14 protein-coding genes and 1 tRNA gene are annotated in these 21,162 nt (G+C 68.3%); 8 read left to right on the plus strand and 7 right to left on the minus strand.

Annotated features, from left to right (window positions below):
• Positions 1 to 24: 24 nt before the first annotated feature.
• On the minus strand, positions 25 to 609 hold the full coding sequence (locus tag ACQEU1_RS32805; protein ID WP_433210076.1) for a hypothetical protein: 585 nt from the start codon (positions 607 to 609) through the stop codon (positions 25 to 27).
• 1,492 nt (positions 610 to 2,101) lie between these two features.
• Here ACQEU1_RS32805 and ACQEU1_RS32810 point away from each other — a divergent pair.
• From ACQEU1_RS32810 to ACQEU1_RS32820, 3 genes are read left to right on the plus strand one after another with little or no spacing between them, the layout of a single operon-like run.
• Complete coding sequence (locus ACQEU1_RS32810; protein WP_433210078.1) at positions 2,102 to 4,387, plus strand: scabin-related ADP-ribosyltransferase; 2,286 nt, start codon at positions 2,102 to 2,104, stop codon at positions 4,385 to 4,387.
• Positions 4,384 to 4,944 (plus strand): hypothetical protein, encoded by a 561-nt coding sequence (locus tag ACQEU1_RS32815; protein ID WP_433210080.1) that lies wholly within the window; start codon positions 4,384 to 4,386, stop codon positions 4,942 to 4,944. The genes ACQEU1_RS32810 and ACQEU1_RS32815 overlap by 4 nt, the downstream gene beginning before the upstream one ends.
• A gap of 34 nt (positions 4,945 to 4,978) precedes the next feature.
• On the plus strand, positions 4,979 to 7,207 hold the full coding sequence (locus ACQEU1_RS32820; protein WP_433210082.1) for an SseB family protein: 2,229 nt from the start codon (positions 4,979 to 4,981) through the stop codon (positions 7,205 to 7,207).
• Here the strand turns inward: ACQEU1_RS32820 and ACQEU1_RS32825 are convergent.
• The 3 genes from ACQEU1_RS32825 to ACQEU1_RS32835 all read right to left on the minus strand — a co-directional run bounded on the left by ACQEU1_RS32825 (position 7,204) and on the right by ACQEU1_RS32835 (position 9,778).
• Complete coding sequence (locus tag ACQEU1_RS32825) at positions 7,204 to 7,476, minus strand: hypothetical protein (protein WP_433210084.1); 273 nt, start codon at positions 7,474 to 7,476, stop codon at positions 7,204 to 7,206. The two genes, ACQEU1_RS32820 and ACQEU1_RS32825, sit on opposite strands and share 4 nt — an antisense overlap.
• Before the next feature lie 1,169 nt (positions 7,477 to 8,645).
• The gene (locus tag ACQEU1_RS32830) at positions 8,646 to 9,437 is read right to left on the minus strand and encodes a hypothetical protein (protein WP_433210086.1); all 792 of its coding nucleotides are present in this window, start codon (positions 9,435 to 9,437) and stop codon (positions 8,646 to 8,648) included.
• A gap of 122 nt (positions 9,438 to 9,559) precedes the next feature.
• Complete coding sequence (locus tag ACQEU1_RS32835) at positions 9,560 to 9,778, minus strand: hypothetical protein (protein WP_433210088.1); 219 nt, start codon at positions 9,776 to 9,778, stop codon at positions 9,560 to 9,562.
• 341 nt (positions 9,779 to 10,119) lie between these two features.
• Here ACQEU1_RS32835 and ACQEU1_RS32840 point away from each other — a divergent pair, with 341 nt between their 5' ends.
• Genes ACQEU1_RS32840 through ACQEU1_RS32850 form a run of 3 tightly spaced genes read left to right on the plus strand, consistent with a single transcriptional unit; the run spans position 10,120 to position 11,991 of the window.
• Positions 10,120 to 10,950, plus strand: a complete 831-nt coding sequence (locus tag ACQEU1_RS32840) for a hypothetical protein (protein ID WP_433210090.1) — start codon at positions 10,120 to 10,122, stop codon at positions 10,948 to 10,950.
• A gap of 1 nt (position 10,951) precedes the next feature.
• Positions 10,952 to 11,260, plus strand: a complete 309-nt coding sequence (locus tag ACQEU1_RS32845) for a hypothetical protein (protein WP_433210092.1) — start codon at positions 10,952 to 10,954, stop codon at positions 11,258 to 11,260.
• The gene (locus ACQEU1_RS32850; RefSeq protein ID WP_433210094.1) at positions 11,257 to 11,991 is read left to right on the plus strand and encodes a hypothetical protein; all 735 of its coding nucleotides are present in this window, start codon (positions 11,257 to 11,259) and stop codon (positions 11,989 to 11,991) included. The genes ACQEU1_RS32845 and ACQEU1_RS32850 overlap by 4 nt, the downstream gene beginning before the upstream one ends.
• Before the next feature lie 73 nt (positions 11,992 to 12,064).
• Here the strand turns inward: ACQEU1_RS32850 and ACQEU1_RS32855 are convergent.
• Positions 12,065 to 12,136, minus strand: a tRNA-Arg gene (locus tag ACQEU1_RS32855).
• A gap of 150 nt (positions 12,137 to 12,286) precedes the next feature.
• Between ACQEU1_RS32855 and ACQEU1_RS32860 the strand changes: the two genes are divergently transcribed.
• Positions 12,287 to 13,189 carry a cation diffusion facilitator family transporter gene (locus tag ACQEU1_RS32860; protein ID WP_433210096.1) on the plus strand — a complete coding sequence of 301 codons (903 nt, stop codon included), beginning with the start codon at positions 12,287 to 12,289 and terminating at the stop codon, positions 13,187 to 13,189.
• Positions 13,190 to 13,451: 262 nt separating this feature from the next.
• Here ACQEU1_RS32860 and ACQEU1_RS32865 read toward each other — a convergent pair whose 3' ends face one another.
• Positions 13,452 to 17,684, minus strand: coding sequence for a GH92 family glycosyl hydrolase (locus ACQEU1_RS32865; RefSeq protein ID WP_433210098.1), 4,233 nt, complete (start codon positions 17,682 to 17,684; stop codon positions 13,452 to 13,454).
• Positions 17,685 to 17,831: 147 nt separating this feature from the next.
• Between ACQEU1_RS32865 and ACQEU1_RS32870 the strand changes: the two genes are divergently transcribed.
• Positions 17,832 to 19,001: an ROK family transcriptional regulator gene (locus tag ACQEU1_RS32870; RefSeq protein ID WP_433210100.1), complete on the plus strand. Its 1,170-nt coding sequence runs from the start codon at positions 17,832 to 17,834 to the stop codon at positions 18,999 to 19,001.
• Between the two features lie 219 nt (positions 19,002 to 19,220).
• Here the strand turns inward: ACQEU1_RS32870 and ACQEU1_RS32875 are convergent, their stop codons facing one another.
• Positions 19,221 to 21,092, minus strand: a complete 1,872-nt coding sequence (locus ACQEU1_RS32875) for an acyl-CoA dehydrogenase family protein (RefSeq protein WP_433210102.1) — start codon at positions 21,090 to 21,092, stop codon at positions 19,221 to 19,223.
• Between the last annotated feature and the right edge of the window lie 70 nt (positions 21,093 to 21,162).

Raw genomic sequence — 21,162 nt, forward strand, 5'->3', positions numbered from 1 at the left:
CCGGACTCGGGGATCGTCTTCTCATCACGGCGGTAGCTCGCACAGCACCAACACGCCGTCGCCAATACCGTCGTCGTCGCCCACGCCAGGAGGCCTGGGCGGCGGTCGCGGCACCCGCATGGACCCGGACGCCGTCGAGTCGCTGGGCGGCAAGATCACCAGCCGAGGCGACCAGGTCCGTTCCTCGGTGGCGAGCAAGCTCAACATCAACGCCGCCTCCGGCAGCGCCGGCGTCTTCGGCCAAGTGGCGATGCAACACGCCGACCGGGCCATCCAAACCGCTCGCGGCGGCGCCGAAAAGGCAGCCTCGGCAGCAGACCACGCAGGCACCAAGACCCGCGAAACGGCCCAAACGGCCCGCAACACCGACCAGTCGGTCGCCTCCTCGATGAACCGAATCGAGTCGAAGGCCCCAACCCAGCCCGCTTCCTCGACCAGCAGCACCCCGACGTCCTCGGCGTCCTCCTCGTCCGGCACCCGTGCGTCAGCTCCGCCCTCCCTGCCCGGCGCCTCCACCGGCACCACCAGGCCACCCGCGGTGTCGGCTCCATCGGTGAAGCTGCCCACCAACCCCTCGACCTCACCCCAGTCGAGGCCGTCACCCCCCACCCCTGCAGGCCTGACCCCGTCCACCGCAGCGGGCGGACCACCCCGAACGCCAACCCCCGCACCGGGCTCGGCCCCGCCTGCCGCAGCGGGCGGGGCACCCCGAACGCCAAGCCCAGCAGTCGGTCCCGCCGGCGCGCCGCCTGGCGCCGGTCGCGCCCCAGCCGGCGGTCCTCCAGCCGTCGGCCAAGGCCGTCCACCGGCTGGCGGCCAGCCCACGGCGACGTCCGCCGGAGGCGGCCAAGCCCGTCCCCCGGCCGGTGGCCCTCCTCCAGGCATGGGCGGCCCCCCGGCCGGCACCGCGGCAGCCGCAGGCCAAGGCCGCCCGCCCGCAGGCGGCGCCCCGGGCACGTCTCCCGCTGGTGGCCAGAACCGCCCACCGGGCGTGCCGGTCCACCCCACCGGCATCTCTGCTCCAGGAGTCCCCGCACCTGGCCGAGGAGGACCTCATCCCACCGCGCCCCAGGGCTTCGGGGGGCAAGCACCAGCCGGCCAGCCGAGCCGCCCCGGCACTCCACCCAACGCCCCTGGCACAGCGCCCGGCATCCGCCCAGGCGGCCAGCCCTCGCCTCCGAACGGCGCCAGGACGTCTCCAGGCGCCCCCGGTCAACGCCCTGGCGCCCCCGGTCATGGCCCGAACACCCACACCACGCCGTCGGGCGGCCCCCACCCGCCCTCGGGTCCCCCCGGCCTGCGCCCAGGCACCCACCCGAGCCATCCGGGCACCCACTCCACCAACGCCGCCGGTTCCCATCCCAGCGCGCCTGGCATCCGCCCGAATCCGCCGGCCTCCCATCCGAACGCCCCTGGTGTCCACCCGAGCACTCACGCACCGGCCCCCGGCGCCCGTCCCAACGCTCCTGGCGTTGGTCCCAACGCGCCAGGAGCGCATCAGAACGCGCCCGGCGCCCATCCGCCCGCCTCTGGTCTCCGCCCGAACCAACCCGGCACACATCCCCGCCCCCAGAACCCGACCGGCACCCAGCGCCCCGCCGGCCCGCCTCCCGGCGGGCACCGTCCTGTCGGCCCACCGCCCGGCCTTCACCAGCAGACACCGGGTACGCCCGCTCCACCTGCGCACCGCCAACCCGGCGTCCCCGGTCACGGCCAGCCACCGACTCCCCACGGCGGCAACCACCGCCCTGCCGGACCGCCGCAGCAGTTCGCGCCCCCAGCACGGCCGCAACACGGCACGCCCACCCCCTCCGGCCCGCCACACCCCAACCGGCCGACCAACCAACCGGCACCGGGCACGCACCCCAACCCGCGGGCCAACCCGGTCACGCATCGGCCTCCGGTCACGCACCAACCCCCGGCTACGCACCAGCCTCCGGTCACGCACCAACCTCCGGCTACGCACCAACCTCCGGCAACACACCAGCCCGCGCCCACGCAGCAGCCACAACCACAACCCACCCACCAACCCGCGCCGGACACCCAGCCACAGCACTTCTCCGCGCCCCCACCCGGCCCCGACGGCGGCCCGCCGGTCGCCATGCGGCACCTCGACCCGTCCCAGTACGGCATCGACCCGGCGCACGTCGTGCACCGCGACGTCCCCGGCTGGATGCGCGACGAGAACGCCCTCTACCGCGGCGACAGGCGTTCACCCGAGGAGATCAGGGCGGCGGGCGGCTTCGACGTGCCGCGACCCGACGCGAAGCCCGACCTCGTCCAGCACGTCGACGGAAACACCAACGCCTTCGTCAGCACCAGCACCGATGCGAACGTCGCGAAGGAGGAGGCGGGCGTCGGCTTCGGAGCCGTGTACGTGGTCAAGGCGCCTGGCGGCATCCTGACCGACGAGACGCTGGACAACGTCGGCCACCACCGGCGTTACGAGGAGAAGGAAACGCTCTTCCCCGGCGGCATCGACTGGCGTTACGTCGAAGGCTGGCACGAGGTCCGGTACGAGACGGGCGTCGGCCGCGTGCTCGGTCCGTTCGTGCCGAACCCCGACTTCGTCGGCCACAAGTCCGACACCACCACGGCGTCGGACTCCCACGACACGAAGCCAACCCCGGAGCCGGAGCGAACCAGCCCCAAGCCCACGCCGGAACCGGCACAGCCGCGGCACACCGACACCCCGGCCAAGACCGATGCCCCCGAACAACGCCAACCAGGCCCGACCCAGCCACTGCCCAAGCCGCACCAGTCGGACCTGCCTCGCCCCTCCATCGCGGAACGCCTCAACACCGCACCAGCGGACCCCGCGCCCAACCGCCCGGCGGACCCCACCCCGCCACGCACCGAAGAGCCTTCACCGCCCCACGACCGCCCGACGACCCCGGAACCCCACCAGGACACCCAGAGCCACCGCGAGCCCGATCCCACCAGGCCGGAGGACTCCGCTCCACCGTCCAAACAGGACCAGGACGAAAAGCCCCGCCGAGAAGAACCGCAACCACCGCAGAAACCGCTGAGCGACCGCCTCGGCCCGCTCAACGAAGAGCTCGACGCGAACGTGCGCGACCACGTGCACACCACCGACGCCGGCATGTCCATCTTCGACAGGAGCCAGGACAACAACGGCTACTACACGGCCAGGGAACTCCCGAGGATCCCCGGCCAGTTCGTCGTGGACCTCCACAGCAACGCCCACAACGCCAGGGTCGGCAACTACCCGCTCACCCCGAGGGACGTCGCGGACATCATCCGCGCCAACCCCGACTACAACGGCGACCCGATCACCCTCGTCGGCTGCGACACCGGCAGGCGCGACGACGGCTTCGCGGCCCAGCTCGCCCGCGAGCTCAACGCCCCGGTCACCGCACCCAACACCGACGCCTGGGTCGACTACAACGGCAATCTCTTCGCCACCAGGAGCGACGACAACGGCCGCCCCGGCTGGCCACCGAACGGCGAGTGGAGCACGTTTGGCCCGGACGGCTCGCAGGACATCCACGACGGCCCCCACCCGCCGGGCCACACCCCCGAGTGGGGCGACGACACCCCCGAGTACGCACCGGAAACCGCGGAACGGCGCGGCGAGCGCGAAGACGACTTCCGCGACATGCGCGACGACAACCGCGAGAAGCGCGAAGAAGGCCTCGACTCGGTCCGCGAGCTCACCGGCCGCAACCCGAGCACCGACGCCGAACGCCGCCCGCACGAGCGCACCCTGTCGACGGCGCGCTACCGCAGCGACCGCGACGGAGAGTCGGCCGACTTCTACAACTTCAGCGGCAAGCAGCACGACTGGAGCCCGGCGGCAGAAGCCCCGCAGCAGCCGCCGAAGAACGAGCGCCTCTTCGAGACGTCCAACGCGACCTCCTACGACCCGGACAGCGGCGGCTGGCGCGATGGCACCGGCACCCCGAGGACCAACGACTCCGAACCGAAGATGTTCGAAGACCTCGCACGTCACCAGCTCGCCGAGTACAGCGGGCTGTCCGAGAACGAGGTCAGCACGGCGTTGCGCGACGCCAACAAGACGGTCGACACGCTCAACAAGGAAGACCCGAACTACTACCGCGACGGCTACAAGGGCGAGGTGCAGCGCACCCAGGACCGCATGTCCCTAGCGATCGACGAGCTGAACCGGCGCGGAGCGGCGCGTGCGGAGGCGAACGGCACGACCTACACGCCGTTCACCGCCGCGGACATCTCGGGCGACCTCCGCATGGTCGTAGACCTGCCGTCGGCCAAACGCGACGGAACCCCGGCAGAGTTCCAGATCTGCCTGTCCTGCCAGAAGATCATGCTCGCCTACGAGCGGATCTTCCCGAACATGCGCCTGGAAGTCGTCAACCGAGCTGGAGAGAGGCTGTACCCGCTGTGAACCAACCGAACGGCACCCCGAGCGAGCGCATCGACGCGATCTTCGACCGCGTCTGTGCGAACGGTCTGCGCCGCGGATCCGTGGCGGGCGCGTCCGACGACCAGATCGACCAGATGGCCGCCGAGCAGGGCGTGGAGCGGGTTCCCGAGGCGGTGCGCGAGGTGCTGCGGATCATGGGTGTCCAATCAGGACTGTGGCTCGCCGGCACCGCGTTCGGCGTCGGCGCGATGACCGCGGAACGCAAGCGGCACGCCGTCGCCACCCTCAACGGCCTCGAGAACCACGAACTGACCGACCCCCGCGGCCTCCTCGCGCTCACCGCGCACCAGGGCTACGCCTACCACGTCGTCGACGGCGCCGACCTGGGCCAGGACGATCCGCCCGTCTGGGACGTCGTCGAGGGCGAGGGCGCGCGCAAGGCGTGGGACAGCGTGAGCGACTGGTTCGCGGGCACCGCGCCCAACGTCACCGACCTCCGCGACATGCTGGAGATGATGGAGGAGATGGGCAAGCAGCCGCCGAAGTGGGCCGAGTACGTCGAAACGCGCCAGTCGTGACCGTTTTTCCTTTGTGCGGCAAGGAGTGAAGCACGTGCAGTACGACATCGCGGTCGACGGCGACAAGGCGTTCCGGCTCGAACCGGGCGCGGACGCCACGGCGTCGCGGTACGAAACGCTGCTGGGCGCCGAGATCTGGCGCGTCACCGACGAGAGCGCGGCGCCGACCGAGCTGGATCCGTTGCAGGGCACCGTGGGTGACGAACGGCTGATCCTCCTCCGCGAGCTGCCGCGGTTGCCCGGTGCGTGGCCGCAGTACCCGTCGATGGGACCCGGCGACACCTCGCCGCCCAGCAACACCCCGATCCGCGACGAGGTCGAGGCAGCCATCGTCGCGCTCGCCCCGGACGGCTGGCAGCGAGTCGACCTCCAGTGCCGCGTGATGGCCAGGCGGATGGAGGTCGAGGCGACGGTCACCATCGACGGCACGACGCGCGTGTGGGCGCCGCCGGTGATGGTCAGCCAATGGTTGCACCGCCTGCGGATGCGGGAGTTCCACAGCAGCATGGGCGTCTGGTTCACCGTGACGTACGCGTTCGTGGCGGACGGCGAAACCGAACGTCACTTCTTCATCGACGGCCCGCCGGAGTGGCAGCTCAAGCCCGACTACGGCACCGCACTCGACCTGGCCGCCGACGAGTTGCGCCTCCTCCCGACCAGGCCGGAGCAGGTACCGGACTGGATGTGGCGGGCGGCGGGCAAGATCCAGCAGCGGGGCCGGGTCAGCAAGCTCCACCCGCCGGAGCAGACCGGACCCTCGCTGGAACTGGCGCGCGCCTTCGACGTGATCGAGGACGGCAAGGGCATCTGGTACCGGCCGATGGTCGGGGGCAGGGAGTGGTCCCTGCTGCTGGCGTACCTCGAGGCCGCCCCTGTCGTCCTGTCGTCCCGAGGCTCCTCGAAGGACCTCTACACGGGCGGCGAGGACCAGGTCGTGCCGCTGGCGTTCCAGACCGACGGCATCTGGACCTGGCCCGCGAGCGTCGCCTACTACCTGCGTGAACACCAGATCCCGCCGCAGTTGGCGCTGGTCGACCACATCCGCCAGCGACGGTACGAACTCCCGACCGTCACGGAGATCGCCAAGGCCCGCGCCTCAGCACTCGCGATGGGCAGGCCTTTCCACGAGAACCAGATCGAAGCGGCGTTCCAGAAGGCACTCGACCCGCTGCGCCTGGTGATCACCCGAGTCCAGACCAGCCCTCGCTTCTACAGCCTGGGACACCACCGCGAACAAGCGTGGTGCATCGTCCGCGACGACGAAGACTTCTACGAGGTCTACTGGGCGGAGCGCGCCCACAACGAGAAGCGCGAGCGGTTCGCGGACGTCCGCAACGCCGTCACGTACCTGATCGGCCAGCTGATCGAGAACCAGGACGCCCTGCGCTTCGAACTGGACGAGGACCTCCCGCCCTGGCAGTCCCCGTACCAGGTGAGCTCAGACCAGGACCCGCGGCTCGACACGATGACCGAGGTCCGCCTGACGAAGGTCGAGGACCTGTTCGTCCACCGCTACGGCAGCCAGGACGGCAACCTGGCGTACGAGACCGAGATCCAGTCGGATCGCGAACACCACCTCTACCGCCTCAAGGGTCCCTGGACCCTGATCACGGCACTGAACGCCGACGGCGTCCGCGTTTACGTCCTCCCCGGCCCGTTCACGGAGTTCCCCGATCACATCGAGGACTTCACCCTGCACCCTGGCCTCCCGCCGGTGACGGACTCCCTGCGCGAGCAGGCCCGCCGCCAGATCCCGGACACCTGGCTGTGGTGCGCGGACCCCGAGGTGAACCCGAACTTCATCCAGGGCATCCCGGACGCCACCCTCTTCGGCGCCTACGAGGTAGCTGAAACGGGCGAACTGACCGGCAACACCTACCTGAACCCCAACTACCGGCCGGGCCCAGCCAGGCGAGGCTTCCCAGAACCCCTGGCCGACCTCGACGTGGTCCTCGGCTACGTCGCCTGCGGCTGGTCCCCTCAGGAAAGCCTGCTGCCCGCCACCCTCGACTCGCGCCTGATCGCGGAGACCGACGGCCAGGGCAACCTGCGCATCGGCGTCACCCAGGACGGCCGCCGCTTCCTGGCGGTGTGGACGGCCCCAGGCCACCTGCCCCCGCAAGCCTCGACCCCGATGGAGACGACGGGCCGAGAACTGGTCCCGGTCCTGGCGGGCACCACGCTGGTGATCAACCCAGGCGGCGTCCTGGGCGTGGAACTCCCAGGCGACGACCTGATCGCAGCAGCACAAAACGCCCGCTAGCCGAGCACCACCCGAACCAGCCCGGCATTGCCGAAGACGAGCCCGAGCGCGAACAACATCCACCCGGCGCGCGCCCTCAACAGCCGCGCGCTGGGCGACCCCTGCGCGCGTGCCTGAGCGTTCAACGCCTCGGCTCGCAACACGCAGGCGAGCACGCCGACCCAGACCACGAAGGCGCCCAGGAAGACGGGGTGGCCGAAGATCCCGCCGACCAGCAGCCCGATGAGGATCGGGGCGAAGACCGCGATCCAGAGCGTCCGGAAGAGCAAACCCCATCGACAGGTGCCGGTGGTGGCCACACCATCCTGCGCTCGCCTAGCGCACCAACAGCAGGTCCGCTGATCACGTGATTCTTCGGGCACCTTCAACGCAAGTCGAAACGGTCCAGCTCAGACAGTCTCGCGACCGTTCTTTTAGGGGAGTCCGCTCGCTCGAAACGCCGCCGACATCTCGGCGGAGTCCGCCGTCGAGATGCACAATTTCGCGCAGATGGGTCGCGAGTGAGATACGACCGCGGGTTCACCGGCCGCTCGGAGATCTGGAAGGACACCAGCCCTGACGAACTGTTCCAGCACACCACCTGATGAGACGTTGGCGGGCGAGTGTGTCTGCGGCCCGGTTCTGCGATCAATTGGTCGGGGCGCGGCCTCTGAGATGGTCGCGTTGTCGTAGGAATCTCTTCAACTGCCGACCGGTGTCAGCGTTGGCCTCGACCAGGTATTGGGCGATGCATCACTTGATGCCGTGCTCCACAGCCACTGTGGGTGCACGAGTCAAGCATTTCCGAGTTCTCCGTCGTCAAGCTGTTGGAGCGTTGATCCCGCACTGCGACTATGAACGAGGGCTGCCGCGCGTCGCATCACCTGACGGGGGACAGGGGCTGGAGCAGTGGAAATGGGCGCGACCGAGGTGCTGCGGCTCTTCCGGAGCAACGCTCTGCTCGAAGCGAGTAGATGGTGCCCCGCCAAGGCGTCACACAGATCTGCTCACCACACCGGCCAAACGCCTGACCGGCAGATTGTGCTTGAGAGCAGCTTCGTTGTGGATCAGTCGCAGGGTGGGCGATGAACGGTCAGGCGAAGTGCGGCACATGCGCCCCGGTCGTCCGCGCGTACCGCTGTGAGTAGACCCACTCATCGCGCCTGTGGTGGCCTTCCCGAACCTCGGACTGCTGCTCGGCAACATGCACCCACCGCTCGCCAGGAGTACTGCAAGGCCGCGTTCGACGCCGTCAGCCCATCGCTGCAGATCGGCTGAGGTGTAGCTGGCCCGCTTCAGGCCGGAGAGAGGCTCGGCGCTTTCGTCGTACCTGGTGCGACACCGGACTTACCGACCTCACCTACCTGGGCACCCGTCGCGAGGTCCTCGATGAAACTCCGCACCTGGATCACCACCGCCATGCGCGACTGGCCCCGCACCACCTCACAATCTGATCGGTCTACGCCGGGTTCTCCGCGACGGCGAGGTAGTCCGTGTAGATCTGCGGCGACCCCGAGAACGAGGCCAGCTGCTTCCACTCCTCGTACATCTGCTTGGTGTCGCGGTGAGCGGCCGCGAACTCCGCGGCCTCGCCGGTGGCGATGTCGGGCTCCGGGTAGAAGACGTCCAGCGCGTCCAGGCTCGCGATCTCCATCATCATCACGTACTGGTCGAGGCGGTTGCCCCGCTCGCCCTTGAGCACGTGGAACCGCCAGTCCGGGTAGTCGTCGATCCGGTGGTGGTTCTCGGCGATGAAGCGGTCGAACATCTCCTCGGTCACGCCGGCGCGCAACGCCAGGTTGTGGATCCCGATGACGCGCGCGACGGGCTCCTCGGCCGGACGGTCGCGGTAGCGGGGGCCTGGCGTGACCGTGCTCCGCGGGTTGTCGGCCAGCAGCCGGTAGTCGGTGAACAACGTCGGCAGCTCGCCGAACGTGCCCAGCCGCCGCCATCGCGCCAGTACGTCCTCCGCCTCGGGGTGCTCCGCCCAGAACTGCCGGGCCAGCTCGGTCTGCTCACCTCGGGCCGTGACGTAGAGGTCGCGTTGTTCGGCGCTCTCGATCTCGAACAACATCAGGTACTGCCCGGTCCGCTCGCCGCGCAACCCGCGCAGCAGCGTCCACCGCCAGCCCGGGTACACGGGCAGGTGAACGCCTTCAGCGCGCACGAAGGTCTCGAACTCCTCCGGCGTGACGCCGGCCTCCGTGTCGATGGCGATGTAGTGGAAGGTGAACACCGACGAGCGTCCCATTGCGTCCAATCCTCGGGCCGGGAAGGGAACGCGCGTCCGCCGGGCACGACCCCTTGCACCCCATCCTTCCGGAACGATGCCCTGCTCGACGAGCAGAGCATCGTTCCGGTGGGGGTCGAGCGTCAGCCGCCTGCCTCACGCGACGCTGCGGCGGGCTTCGGAGTTCCCTCGACCACAATCGGCCCGAACTGGATCGAACCGAGGTCGAGCAGCCACCACGCGAGCGCGACCACGGCCGCGATGACGACGATCGCGAAAAGCATCCGCAGGAGCGCCGCCCAGGTGTTGGTCATCCGGTGGATCAGGGCCGGCCACGAACCGGGGTCCTCTTGTGCGTTCATCGGGCTGTTCCTCTTTCCGTGGTCACTGTGATGCGGTGATGTCCATTGAAGACCACGTTGAGGTGCCTAGAACAATTTTTCAGCTGCTTTCGGGATTGCGGTGGAATGCTTTCCGAATCTTTTCCGCAGGTGTTCGGAAAAGTTTGGACGGCTGGCGGAAAGTTTGCCGCAGGTTTGCGCCGCGTCGGCAACTTTGCGGAAAAGATTCCGTCGTGCAGGCGGTCTTCTGTCCACTTTCCTGAGCCTTGCGGGATGGAATACCGCCGGTTAGGTGCTGCGCGGCTTCATCGGTTAGGCTTTCGGCCCCCCAGCTGATCTTCGCGTAAGCCGAGGAGTTCTCGATGGCGGTTCTTTCTGAATCGTCCCTGCACACCCGACGTGGTTTGCGCAGGCAAGGCATCGTCCACGTCCGGGAGACCCCGCTCGGGGAGCTGCTCCACATCGGCCGTGACGACGGCCTGTTCACCGTGCTGGCCAAGCTGCACTGGCACGCGTGCCGTGCCATCGACACGCTGCCCGTCGACGACGTCGTCAGGCAGGTGATCAGGTATGCCTGCAACATCCCGCGTGACACCGAACTGAACAGGTTGAACTACGGCGATCGGCTGGCGTTGCTCGAAAGGCGAAACCTCGGCTCCCGAGGCTGGGCGAAGAGCACGCACGAAAAGCAGGTGCCCGGCTATGTGAAGAGCATTTGGGCGCAGTGGCAGCAAGGTCGTAACCAGCCGATGCCCGCTGAACTGCTCGACGCGGCCGTGCGGGCGGAAGAGAGGCACGACAAGTTCGGGACCGATGTCAAAATCGAGGTGTCCTCGGACGACGTCGATGCTCTACTCTTCGACGCCAACAGTGCGGACGTGAAAGGGCTGGAACGTCTGCTTCCGCAGATGACACTGTTCTTCGAGGTCAGTCCGTCCAGGTACATGGTGACCGTGCAGACCGGGAAACACGAGCAACTGCCGGTTTTCACGACTCAGAAGAAGTTCGAGGAGTACGCCGACCCCAGCCGCCTGCGGGCAAGGGAACCGGGGCGCGTGGTGCTCCAGTTGCTGGCCGGCTACCCGGAAGTCGGCCTGTCGCTGAACCCGATCGTCGGATGCCGCCGGCACCTGCACTGGACCGCGGAGGACGTGGCTCGGCTACGGCGCGAACTGCTGCAGAGGGAGGTTTGAGGTGGACGGGTTCTCGGTCGACATCGCCGAGTTGCAGTCGGTGGAGGGCAAGTACCGCGACATCGCGGCCACCGTCCGCGGTGACAACGTGTGGAAGTTCGACATCGACACGGAGCGCTGGCCGGACGGCGATCCACTGCGCGCGGCTGTGGAGACCTACCAGCGCAGCCTGAAGGCGGCGCGAGACCGCCTCTGCGCTCGCACCGACCGCATGGCGACGCTGTTGCGGGAGACCGCGGACACCTACGCGGGAGTGGACGAGAAACTCGTCGAACGGATGAGATCGCTGGGGGCGGGAGAAAGCTCTTGATCGAGGAGATCCCCACCGGCAACAGTGGGCCGACTCTGCGGCTCGGGAGCTCCGGACCCGACGATGCCGAGCAGCCTCCCGGCAACCCGAGCAGGCTTCGCGCGCTCGCGGAAACGGTCGTCGCGCAGCGCGCACCCCTGGCCGACGCCGCCGACAGGGTTCAGGGTGTCGGCACCACGCACTGGTCGAGCGTCGCACGGGACGGCTACGTCCTCCGGCGTGACGACTTGGCCAAGCAGTGGCGCGCCGCGAGGGACATCCACGCGGCGGTCAGCGCGCGGGTCAACCAGCACAACGGGTTCCTCCACGAGTTGCCGCACCTCTGGGAGGTCTACCGCACCAGCCCGGAGAACCGCCTGCACGTGAAGGAGTTGCACGACGGCAAAGCCGCCGAGCTCGCCGCTTTCCTCCTGGAGCAGGCGGCGAAGCTCGACGATCTCGCCCCGGCGGAAGCGGCGACCGAGGAGCCGATCGCCCGGTTCACCCCGAAACCCCGGCCGAAGCCGGTCGCGGTGACCGCTGTCGAACCTGAGGCCCGCGAGGAACCGCGACCGGGTGACTCCGACCAGGAGGAACCGGACGCAGTCCAGGAGGACGTGCCGCTCGACGAAGCTGCGCCGGACCCGGTGGCGCAGTTCGAACAGCGGCTGCGTGAGCGCGAACTGCTCACCGAAGCCCTGCAGAACGGCCGAAGAGTGGAGCGCATCCCATACCACGGCCTGATCGCGTGAGCGGTGGCGACGACCGCCGGACACACGTGAGGGCCGTGACCAGCTGGTCACGGCCCTCACGTGTTGATTTCAGTGCCCCCGGCAGGATTCGAACCTGCGCTCCCGCCTCCGGAGGGCGGTGCTCTATCCCCTGAGCTACGGGGGCCGTAGCTACGTGGAAGATCCTAGCGCACGACCGCCACCCCGTTTCACACCTACCCCCTCCGGCGGCTCGCGCGTGACGCCCGTCACGTAGCCGCATGTGCGGGAATACGTCGAATTGCACTCATGCGCATGTCGCTATATGTTCCGAAGCATGGGTCACGGGCATGGGCACGGATCGGCGAGCGGGCAGCACGCCGGCAAGTTGTGGATCGCGTTCGGGATCGGCGCGGTCTTCATGGTGGTGGAGTTCGTCGTCGGGTTCGCGACGTCCTCGCTGGCGTTGATCTCCGACGCCGCCCACATGCTGACCGACGTGCTCGGGGTGGGCATGGCGCTCGCCGCCATCATGGTGGCGCGCCGGGCCAAGGCGGGGAAGAACCGCACGTTCGGGTTCTACCGGGCCGAGGTGCTGGCCGCGCTGGCCAACGCCGTGCTGCTCTTCGGGGTGGCCGGGTACGTGATCTACGAGGCCGTCGGGCGGTTCCAGGACCCGCCGTCGGTGGCCGGGTGGCCGGTGCTGATCGCGGCCGCGCTGGGGCTCGGGGCCAACCTCGTCAGCTTCAGCGTGCTCAGGGAGGGCGCGAAGGAGAGCATCAACGTCAAGGGTGCCTACCTCGAGGTCCTGGCTGACCTGATCGGGTCTGTCGGTGTGCTGGTCTCGGCCCTCGTCACGATCACGACGGGGTGGAAGTACGCGGACCCGATCATGGGTGTGCTGATCGGCATCTGGGTGTTGCCGCGGACGTACGGGCTCGCCAAGAACGCCCTGCACATCCTCTTCCAGCACGCGCCCGAGCGGTTGGACGTGACGGAGATGCAGGTCGCGCTGACGGAGATCGAAGGCGTCACCGAGGCGCACGACCTGCACGTGTGGACGCTCACCAGCGGCATGGAGGTGTGCTCGGCGCACCTCGCCACGGCGGAGAACGCCGATCACGAGAACGTGTTGAAGGCCGCTCAGGCGTTGCTGGCCACCAAGTACCGCATCGAGCACGCCACGTTGCAGGTGGAGGGCGGCTCGTCAGCGCAGCGGTGCCGGGAGCTTTCCTGGTGACGCGGGCAGGTCGCGGACCCCGTCCTTAGTGGACTGCGCGCCCGTTCGTGACGGAACGAGCGGGCTGCGGGGCAGCGGCACGGTCACCCACGCGCGGCCTCGGTCGAACGGCACCACAACAGCCTCCCCAAGGACCGCGCACGAACTGCCAAGATCTCATCGAAGTATGTCTGAAAGGGATAGATCCTTTCAGGTGAACGGGAAAGGCCGCGCTCCGTGACGGAACGCGGCCTTTCCTGCGAGCATCAGGACCAGTTGGGCGTTACAGCCCAGTGCACTGTCCTGCCTTCGGACCCTTCACGTCGTTCGCGAAGCCGTTGTTCGATGGCACCGGGGTGTTGCCCGTGCAGGACAACGGCCCGCCGACCGACGTGGCCGCCACGACTGACCTGGTCTTGTTCCCCGTCAGTGACACAGGGCCACCAACGGTGGTGTTCTCCAGCGCCACCTCGGTCGCGGAGGCGTTCACCGACACCGGGCCGCCGACCTTGGTGCCGACGAGCACCACCGAGGCCGCGCTCGACGCCGACAGCGGACCCTTGATCTCGCCGCCGAAGACGTAGAGCGTGGCGCCACTGGCGACGGTCACCGGGCCGTTGATCGTCGCACCGTCCACATAGGTCACGCCCTTGACCTGCAGCGGACCGCTGACCGTGCCGGTCACCGTGGTGGTGGGGGCCGCCAGCGGCTTCGAGAGCAGCTCGAACTCGGACAGCGTCACGTCGCCGGAGAACTCCAGCCGGTAGAAGTTGTACCGGCCGGGCGACGCGATCTTGAACGAGCGCGTGTACTGCTGCCACTGGAAGTTCTCACCGGACCGCTTGTCGACCGTCGACCACGTCTTGCCGTCGTAGGAACCCTTGAGCTCCCAGGCCGAGGGCGACGTGCCCGTCTTGCCGTTGGTCAGCGTGTAGAACTCCGCCTTCTCCTTGACGTCGGAAGGCTTGAAGTCGAACGACTTCACCACCGCGGACGTCCCGGAGTTGTTGTCCACGAGCGCACCGGTGGACACACCCGACGCCACGTCGCGCAACGGCGTCGGAACGGCGTTGCCCGTCGTGATCGAGTCCGGCACGTCGTTCGCGCCCGTGCCCCAGGCGGACGCCTTCGGGCCCATGTCGAAGTCGATCGTCGCGCCGGCCGAGAGCAGGTCGTGCGGCAGCGACGTCTTGTTCCACGCCTTGCCGTTGACCTTCACGCCCTGCACGTAGATGTTCTTCGCGCTGTTCTTCGGCGCGTTGATGACGAGCTTCTTGCCGTTCTCCAGGTTCACGGTCGCCTTGGTGAACAGCGGCGAACCGATCGCGTAGGCCGGCTTGCCCATCTGCAGCGGGTAGAAGCCGAGCGCCGAGAAGAGGTACCAGGCCGACATCTCGCCGTTGTCCTCGTCGCCCGCGTAGCCCTGGCCCTCCTGCGAGCCCACGTACAGGCGCGACAGGATCTCGCGCACCTTCTCCTGGGTGCCGGAGGGCTTGCCCGCGTAGTTGTACATGTAGGCGATGTGGTGCGACGGCTGGTTGGAGTGGCCGTACTGGCCCATCCGCACGTCCCGCGCCTCGACCATCTCGTGGATCACGCCGCCGTAGCCGCCGGGGAACTTCGCGGTCTCGGGCAGGGTGAAGAACGAGTCCAGCTTCTGGGCGAGCTTGTCCCGTCCGCCGTACAGGTTCGCGAGACCCTGTCCGTCGTGCGGCACCGTGAACGCCATGTTCCAGCCGTTGGTCTCGGTGTAGTCGTACCGCCAGTCCTGCGGGTTGTACTTCGCCGGGTCCTCGACGCGCCACGAGCCGTCGACGTTGCGTCCCTGGAAGAAGTCGATCCGCTTGTCGAACGTCAGCACGTAGTTCTGGGCGCGGTTGAGGAAGTACTCGTACTCCTCGGCGTACCGCTTCTCGCCCGTCTTCTCGTGCAGCGCCTTCGCCATCGACGCGATGCCGAAGTCGTTGAGGTAGCCCTCGATCGCCCACGACCACGCCTCGTCCAGCTGGTCGTTGCCGGTGTAGCCGAGGAAGATCGACTTGTCCATGCCCTTGCGGCCGACGTTGTTGCTCGGCGGCACGACGGACGCGTTCTTCACCGCGGCGTCGTAAGCAGCCTTGATGTCGAAGTTGCTGACGCCCTTGAGATACGCGTCGGCGAACGCCACGTCGGAGCTCGTACCGGTCATCAGGTCCGCGTAACCGGGGGAGGACCAGCGCGAGATCCAGCCGCCGTCCTTGTACTGCTGGACGAAGCCCTCGGCCATCTCGCCCGCCTTGGAGGGCGTGAACAGCGAGTAGGCGGGCCAGGTCGTGCGGTAGGTGTCCCAGAACCCGTTGTTGACGTAGACCTTGCCGTCGACGATCTTGGCGCCGGTCTGGGTCGGCGTGTTCTGGCCGGTCCCCGGCGACACCGGCGACGCGTACTTGGTGACACCGCCGACGTTCTCGAAGCCCGAGTTCGGGTACAGGTACAGGCGGTAGAGGTTGGAGTACAGCGTGATCAGCTGGTCCTCGGACGCGCCCTCGACGGAGATGATGCCGAGGACCTTGTCCCACGCGGCCTGCGCCTTGTCGCGCACCGAGTCGAACGTGTCCGAACCCTTGACCTCCTGCTCCAGGTTCGACTTCGCCTGGTCGACGGAGATCAGCGAGGTGGCGATCCGCAGCTCGACGGTCTTGTCGCCGAACGAGAAGTAGCCGCCCACGTTGTCCCGGCCCATGCCGGTGAGCTTGCCGCTCGCCGTCACGGCCTTGTCGACCTTGCCGTAGACGAACAGGCGGGTCGCGCCGGTGGAGAGGCCGCTCTTGACGTCCGAGTAGCCCGTCACGACACCGTTGGCGGCGTCGAGGGTGACCCCGCCGTTGTTGTTCACGTTGTCGAACACGAGGTTCTTCTGGGCCCCGTCGTTGAACGTGAACCGGAAGACCGCCGCGTGGTCGGTCGGCGCGATCTCGGTCTTCATGCCGTTCTCGAACGTCACGCCGTAGTAGTGCGCTTTCGCGACCTCGTTGTCGTGCTTGAACGGCAACGCCCGCAGCGCGCGGTCCTGCGTCGGCGCCTTGTCCGACGGCATGACCTGGAACGTCTGCCGGTCACCCATCCACGGGCTGGGCTCGTGCGAGGTGGTGAACGCCTGCAGCGTCGGCAGGTTCTGCGCGTTGTTGCGCTGCGCGTACTCGTACAGCCAGCTCTGCGAACCCGCGTTGGTCATCGGGGTCCAGAAGTTGAAGCCGTGCGGCACCGCCGTCGCCGGGAAGTTGTTGCCCCGCGAGAAGGAACCGTTCGAGTTCGTGCCACGCGTGGTCAGCACGTAGTCGGAAGGCTTCGCGTACTGCTTGGTGACGACGTCGCCGATGCGGATGTCGTCGTACCAGGCGGCGAGGTCCGTCGGGCCCTTCGGACCGTCGTAGGCGACCAGGATCCGCTTGATCGTCTTGCCGGCGGCGACCGCGCCGATCGTGGACGCGACCTTGTTCCACTGGTTGGTGTAGAGGAACTTGCCCGCGCCCTGGCCCTGCGGCGACAGCGTCGCGCCGTGCTGGTCGACGGCCTTGAGGTCGCTCAGGTACGTGCCGTCGGAGAACGCGAGGTCCACCGACGAGTACGTGCTCGGGTAGGTCAGGTTGTCGGTGATGAACTCCGGGAAGATCATGTACGACAGCTCGGTCTTGGCCGTGACGGGCACGTCGACGTCGAAGACCTTGTTGTAGCTGTACGCCCTGCCGTCCGCGGTGTGGCGGCCCTGGGTGCGGAACGCCTTGACGCCCGTCCAGCCGGCCCGCGACTTGGCCGTGTAACCGCCCGTGGGGCCGTTGCCGACCACGCTGCGCATGTTGGGCGCCGGCGGGTTCGTGGAGCCGTCGGAGAGCTGCACCTCGGCGAGCTGCACGATGTTCGTGGAGCCGTTGTTCAGCGTCACGTCCAGCTTGTAGTGCTGGAACGACTGCGGCGCCGCGATCTCGTAGGTCTTGGTCTGGAAGCGCTCGGGGAACGTCTCGCCGGCGCGGGTGTCGAGCACCGTCCAGTCGGTTCCGTTGGCAGAGCCCTGCAGCGTCCAGTTCTTCGGGTCGCGCTCGGGGGAGTCGTTGGCCGACGAGAGCGCGTACTTCTTGATCGTGCGGGCCTCGTCGAACTTGAACGTCGCCCAGCCGGTGGTGGCGAAGACGAGCCACTTGGTGTTGACGCTGCCGTCGACGAGGTTCTCCTTCACCTCGCCCGACTCCGCGTACTCGCCGTTGGCCTTGACCTCGACGACCTTGTCCGAGACGTTGCCGGGGATGCCCGAGCCGTCCGAACCGATCACGCCGGACGCCTTCGGGTTGCCCGACGCGTCGGTCTCGACCGTGTTCGACCACGAAGGCTGTGGCTGACCGTCCTCAAAGGACGACGAAAAACCCACTCCTGGCTCCTCTGGTGCGGCGGCCGCGTAGCCGTTGGTGACGCCGCTCACCAGTGTCGCAGTAATCGCAACGCTCAACAGGGTTGTAGTACGTCTCTTGCGCAGGTGCCTCATTGCAACCCTTCCGCCCGCCTGCCCCATGTGCCAGGGAGCGTTTCTGCACGTGACATCGTTGTCAAGGGACAAGACGGGAATTGTCGTGCAACCTGTCCTCTCCACAGTTGCGGGTATTACCTGGCGATCAAGATCTAGAATCGGCCGGTGAGCGACCGCAAGCCGCCAGAGGTGGGTACACCAGCGGGCATGCGCGTGCTCAACCAACGCGCTGTGCTCGACCTGTTGCGCCGTCTGGGTGCCGCCACCCGCCCGCAGATCGCCAAGGACACGGGCCTGTCCAAACCGACCGTCGGCCAGGCGCTGGTCGATCTCGAACGGCACGGCCTGGTGCGTCCGATCGGCCGCACGACGGCAGGTCCTGGCAGGTCGGCGATGGTCTACGAGCCCAACCCCGCGGCCGGGTACGTGCTGGGCGTCGACATCGGCCGCGAACGGATCCGGGCGGCGCTGGCCGACCTGGGTGGGGCCGTGGTGGCCAGGGTGGACGAACGCAACCGCAGCCGCTCGGCCGCAGCCCTCGTGCGGACCGTCACCGACCTCGCGGCGCGTACCGCGGCGGATGCTGGGATCGCTCTCACGGACGCCGTGGTGAAGGTGATCGGCAGCCCCGGCGTGATCGACCGGCGGACGCGGGTCGTGCGGCACGCGCCGCAGTTGCCCGGCTGGGAGTCCGACGGCGTGCTGGACGGGCTGGAGGCCGCGCTCGGGCCGGTCGTGCTGGTGGAGAACGACGCGAACCTGGCCGCGTTGGGGGAGCACGTGTACGGCGCCGCCCGCGACGCGCGGGTGTTCGTGTGCGCGACCGTCGGGACCGGCGTGGGCATGGGGATCGTCGTGGACGGCGTGCTGTTCCGCGGCGCGCACGGGGCGGCGGGCGAGGTCGGGTTCCTGCCGTTCGGACCGTCCGGTTCGGACGTCCGACGTGGACAGTTCGAGGACGCGACGTCGGCCGGTTCCGTTGTGGCGGCGGCACGGGAGCGCGGACTGACGGCGCGCACGGCCCGTGAGGTGTTCTCGCAGGCGCGGTCAGGTGACGCTCGTGCGCTGGAGGTCGTGCGGCTGGAGGCGGAGCGGATCGCGTTCCTGGTGGCCGCCGTGACCGCGGTGATCGACCCGGAGCTGGTGGTGCTGGGCGGCGGTGTCGGCTCGAACGTCGACCTGCTGCTGGAACCCATGGAGGCCGCGCTGCGCACGATGACGCCGTTGGCGCCGCGGATCGTGGCGGGCTCGCTGGGTGACGGAGCGGTGCTCTCCGGAGCCATCGCGATGGGCCTGGAGGCCGCACGTGAATTGGTCTTCGAAGTTACTCTCTGAGAGTAGTTGAGCACCCCTCACCTGGTAGTTCACTCAATTGTCGTAACTGTTAACGGCGTTTTGTGGCTTAGCGTTACCGACACCTCCACCTGGAGGGTTGTGTCCTTCCGTTGCAAGGGGAGTCGGTAGGGGGATGCGGGGGACGTAGCCCCCTACCGGCCGTGCACTGGGCAGGTGCCGCGCCCGCACCACCATCAGCCTGCCCAGTGCGCAACGGGGCTAACGGGGCGTCGGGCGGTGAACGTTCGCCGCCGTCGACTCCCTGTGGGTGGAGTCGGCGATCCAGCTGCCGGGGATGGACGTGTCGAGCACGCCCTGCTCCAGCCAGGTGTAGTCGCCGTCGAGCACCTGGGAGGCGAGCGCCTGGTCGCTGTCGTCGGTGTTCTTCCAGAGCTTCTCGAACAGCTCGTCCACCCGGATCCGCGCCTGCTTGGCGAACGCGTCGGCGAGCGCGAGTGCGTTGGGGTTCTTGTCCTGCTGCGCACGCACGCAGGCCGCGGAGATCGCGAACAGCTCGGCGCCGATGTCCACGATCCGGCTGAGGAACCGCTGCTTGCGCTCCATCTTCCCCTGCCACCGCGACATGGCGTAGAACGTCTGCCGCGCCAGCTTGCGCGCCGACCGTTCGGTGAACCGCAGGTGCTTGGCGAGCGGCCCGAACTCCGTGTAGCCGACGGGTGTCTGGCCCTTGCCCACGGCGAGCGTCGGCAGCCATTTGGCGTAGAACGCGCCCGCCTTCGCGGCGGCCTTCACCTTGGCGTTGCGGTCGGCGTCGGGGTCGATGATGTCGCCGGCGACCGACAGGTGCGCGTCCACCGCCTCCCTGGCGATCAGCAGGTGCATGATCTCCGTCGAGCCCTCGAAGATGCGGTTGATGCGCAGGTCTCTCAGGACTTGCTCGGCCGCGATGCCGCGTTCTCCTCGTGCCGCCTGGCTCTCGGCCGTCTCGTAGCCGCGGCCGCCGCGGATCTGGACCAGCTCGTCGGCCACCAGCCAGGCCTTCTCGGACGCGTAGAGCTTGGCCAGTGCCGCTTCGATGCGGATGTCGTGGCTGCCGGCGTCGGCCAGTTCGGAGCTCAGGTCGAGAACGGCCTCCAGGGCGTACGCGGTGGCGGCGATGTAGGCGATCTTGCCCGCGATGGCCTCGTGCTTGCCCACCGGAAGGCCCCACTGGATGCGTTCGCCGGACCACTCGCGGGCGATCTTGAGGCACCACTTGGCACTTCCCGCGCAGAGGGCGGGGAGGCTCAGCCGGCCCGTGTTGAGGGTGGCCAGGGCGATCTTGAGGCCGGCGCCCTCCTTGCCGATGACGTTCTTCTTGGGAACCTTGACGTCGTGGAACCTGGTGACGCCGTTCTCCAGGCCGCGAAGGCCCATGAAGGCGTTGCGGTTCTCGACGGTGATGCCCTCCGCGTCCGCCTCCACGACGAACGCCGTGATGCCCTTGGGCGTCTGGGCCATGACCACGAGGAGGTCGGCCACGACTCCGTTGGTGGTCCAGAGCTTCACGCCGTTGAGGACGTAGTCGTCGCCGTCCTCGGTGGCCGTGGTGCCGAGCCTGGCCGGATCGCTGCCGACGTCCGGTTCGGTGAGCAGGAAGGCGGTGATCTCGCCCTTCGCGCACCTCGGGAGGAACTCCCGCTTCTGCTCCTCGTTGCCGAACATGGCGATCGGCTGGGGGACGCCGATGGACTGGTGAGCGCTCAGCATGGCGCCGATCGCCGGGCTGGCCGAGCCGACGAGCATCAGGGCCTTGTTGTAGTAGACCTGGGTCAGGCCGATGCCGCCGTACTCGGGTTTGATCTTCATGCCGAACGCGCCGAGGTCTTTGAGGCCCTTGAGGACGTCGTCCGGGATCTGGGCGTCGCGTTCGATGACGGTGTTGTCGATGTGCTGTTCGGTGAAGGTGTGGAGCTTGGTCAGGAAGGCTTCGCCTCTGCTGCGGTCTTCTTCGGAGCCGGTCGGGTGGGGGTGGATCAGGTCCAGGCGGAAGTGGCCGAGGAAGAGCTCCTTGCCGAAGCTCGGTCGCTGCCAGCGGGTTTCCCGTGCTTGTTCGGCGACCTGCCTGGCCGCGCGCTCGTCGACGGTCATGGGTTACCTCCCAGTAGGTGTGACCTACGTTACTCAGAGGTAGGCGGTTGTCCATGGGGTGCGCGGGTCG

Origin of the sequence: Lentzea sp. CA-135723, assembly GCF_050936595.1 — a bacterium.
Classification (GTDB): domain Bacteria; phylum Actinomycetota; class Actinomycetes; order Mycobacteriales; family Pseudonocardiaceae; genus Lentzea.